This is a genomic window from Stieleria sp. (genome assembly GCF_041595215.1).
In the GTDB taxonomy this organism is placed as follows: Bacteria; Planctomycetota; Planctomycetia; order Pirellulales; family Pirellulaceae; genus Stieleria; species Stieleria magnilauensis.
Map to the genome: position 1 here is coordinate 1 of NZ_JBFHKV010000963.1, position 3,328 is coordinate 3,328.

Genomic DNA, 3,328 nt, shown 5'->3' on the forward strand with positions numbered 1-3,328 from the left:
CCGGTTGAGCATGCTGCTCGGCCAGATCGACGAACCGATCTTCACCAACGTGTTCGCGATCGGCATGCGCGAATTGCAAGAGCTCAATACGCTCGATGACACCGCCGCGGCGGACGAGTTGTACAAGCTTTCCAGCGGACTGGATCGCGTCTCGTTGGTCGACGTGATTCGATCGTTACGCGACGGCCGCAAATCCCTGATCGGTCATGCCTCCCAAAACTCCAAAGCCGATGCCGACAAACTGGAAGCCTTGCTTCGACGGCGAGAAGGCTTGCGGGACGAAGTCCAGCGATTGACCGGCCAGAGTCGGCGTTGGAGCGAACTGGCCAGCCTGCGGCAAACCCAGCAGAAAGAAATCAGCGATCTGGCGGCGCGGATCACGGCCTGGGAACGCGAAGCGCGACACGTCGAAGCGGCGATCAGCGTTTTCGACCAATGGACCGATCGAACCCGCATCGCCGGTGAAATCGCGGCGATCGAAGCCGAGACGCATCTGCCCGACGAAGCACCGGGCCAACTGGTGCAAATCGAAGCGATGATCCAAGATCGTCGCGGCAAGTTGGAAGAGGTGAAGGCGAAACGCCGCTCGCTGCGCGAGAAAGCGGCGCAGCTGCCCGTCAGCGCGCGAATGTTAGACCTGCAAGGCCGCATCGAAGCGGCGACCGAACAGGCGACGTGGGTCGAAGCCTTAGAAGAGCAACTCGAAAAGGTCGACACGCAAATCCTGAAAGCCCGCAATCAACTGATCGCGGACGCCGAACAATTGGGGCTCAGTGAAGAAGACCGCGACGCGCTGCTCAACGGCGACGCGTCGCAGATGCCCGACCTGTCACGCCAAACGCTGGCTGCCCTCGCCGGACCGGCCAAACGCGTCAAAGAGCAACTGTTCCTGCTCAAACAGGCGCGGGGCGAAGGCGTCGAACACAAGAAACGCATGGAGCACTTCGACGAAGAACTCGGCGAAGTCCTGCAACGCACCCGGGCCACGGATCTGCAGCAGGCGATCCGTCAGGAAAATGAGCACCTGGCTTCGCTCCGCCGTGCGCTGCAACTGGGCGAACACATTGACAAACTGAAACGGCACTATCGATCGCTTGAAAACGAATCGGTCGACCTGTCGACCGCCGAGGTCTTGCCGATCGACAGTCTGCTGTTGATGGGGCTGCCGTTTGTCGTCGGCGGTTGTTGCCTGATCGTGGCGTTTTCCCATTTCCTGGGGATCAACTGGTTCTTGGCGGGCGAGCCGACGCCGACCGCCGGCATGGTCTGGATGCTGTTCGGGTTGATGTCCATCACGCTGTATTTCTTCAGCAAACAAAACAATCATCGCTCCACGGCCATCGACCGTGAAGACTGTGACCGTCAAATCGACATGCTGAGAAAGCAGATCCGTGAGCTGGAAGCCGAACAGGACGATGTCGAATCGGAGCTGCCCGGCAGCACCCAACCGATCGAATTTCGCGTCCGTCAGGCCGAACTGCTGCTCAACGATCTGGAAGCCAGCATGCCGTCCTACCATTCCCACGCCGCAGCCAAACAGGCCTATGAAACGTCGCGGGCCAAGGCGGTCAAAGCGGCCGAGCAGCTGAAAGCCGCCCGCCGCGAGTGGTCGGCCACGCTCCGAAAACTCGGGCTCGCCGAATCGATGTCACCTCGCAGTGTCCGCAAGCTGAGCGAAGGATACGAAACGCTGCAAGGCAGTCTGCGGCGACTGGAAGAATTGCAGAGCGAGAAGGATCAACGCCAGCGGGAACGCCAAGGCATCGCCAAACGGATCGAATCGCTTTATCTGGAATCGCTCGAAATCAGCGATCAAGATCAGCAGCGCGCCACGGGCGAACCGACCAGCGGCGACAAGGGTTCCCAAGACGCCTCGACCACCCGCGCGGCCGACACGACGCCGCCCACGGAACACGCGCTGCGACGTGCCAGTCGCGTCGGTCCGCTGGAACAGCTCAACCACCTGCAAGAAGAGGTCCAGCGACAACGGCATTGGATCAAACGTCGTCGCGACCTCAAGGAACAGGATGCACAGCTCAAACGACAGCACGCTTCTTATTCCCGGGCGATCGAACGCGGCGAACAACAACGCCGCGCCCTGTGGGCCAAGTGCGGCGTCGCGACGCCCGAACAGTTCTATCAAATGGTCGACAGCAAGGCCAGTTTGGCCCAGCTGAAGGATCAACACGCCGCGGTCGATAAACAAATCCGCTCCATGGTCACCGGCAACCTCTCCTATGACGCGGTGAAACAAGAAATCGAAGGCGTGACCCAAGCCGACCTGGAACGCAAATGGGAATCGCTGACCTCGCGAACGGCCGAAACGCAACAGCGAATCGCGACGCTGCAAACCCAGATCGGTGAATGCGCCGCCGACATGAAACACCTGGCCGACGACAATCGTCTGATGGTCGCGCAACTGGAACTCGGCTGCATCAATCGAAAGATCCAAACGCTGGCACAGCGCTGGCAAACTCTGGCCACCGCAAGTTGCCTGGTCGAAGAGGTGTGTGGCAAATTTGAACGCGAACGCCAACCCGAAACGTTGCGAGAAGCGTCGTCGTTCTTGGCCCAATTGACCGACGGAAAATACACGCGGATTTGGACCCCGTTGGGCACGAACCAACTGAACATCGACGGCGCCGACGGCAACCCCATCTCACTGGAAGTGCTCAGCCGGGGAACACGCGAAGCCGTCTTCATCGCGCTGCGTCTGTCGCTGGCCGCGGCCTACGCGCGACGCGGTGTGATGTTGCCCCTGATCCTCGACGACGTGCTGGTCAACTTCGACGGCGATCGCGCCCTGCACGCCGCCGAGACGCTCAAAACGTTTGCCGAACTGGGACACCAGGTGATGATGTTCACCTGCCACGACCACATCGTGGACATTTTCCATTCGATCGATGTCGAAGTCCGCCAACTGCCGCCCCAAGGCGTCCCCGGCCGGGCCACGATTTTGATGCCGGAAGCGGACGAACATTACGACGAAGAAGACTTCGAAGACGAAGACGTTCCGCAGCAGGAGTATGACGAGGCCGACGAGGAACCGGCCGAAGAAGTCTATGCCGAGGTCGAAGCGCAGGAACCGGAACAGCCCGTCGCAGTTGAACCCCAGCCTGAACCCGAGCCGGTTGCCCAACCCGAACCCGTCGTGGCGGTCGAGCCGCCAACCCAACCTCAACCAGCAGCCAAGCCACAACCGGTGGCCAAAGCTGTCGAGAAACCCCGACCGCCCGTCGAGCGCAAGCCCAAACCCGTGGTCAAGAAGGTTTACATCGAGGACGAGCCAGACGAGTACGAGGATGACGACAGCGAGATCGACGAACGG

General features: G+C 60.6%; 1 protein-coding gene. It reads left to right on the forward strand.

The features are described from left to right. Nucleotides 1-3,328 (forward strand): hypothetical protein (locus ABX749_RS26865; RefSeq protein ID WP_372898722.1); only part of this gene is annotated, 3,328 nt, incomplete at both ends.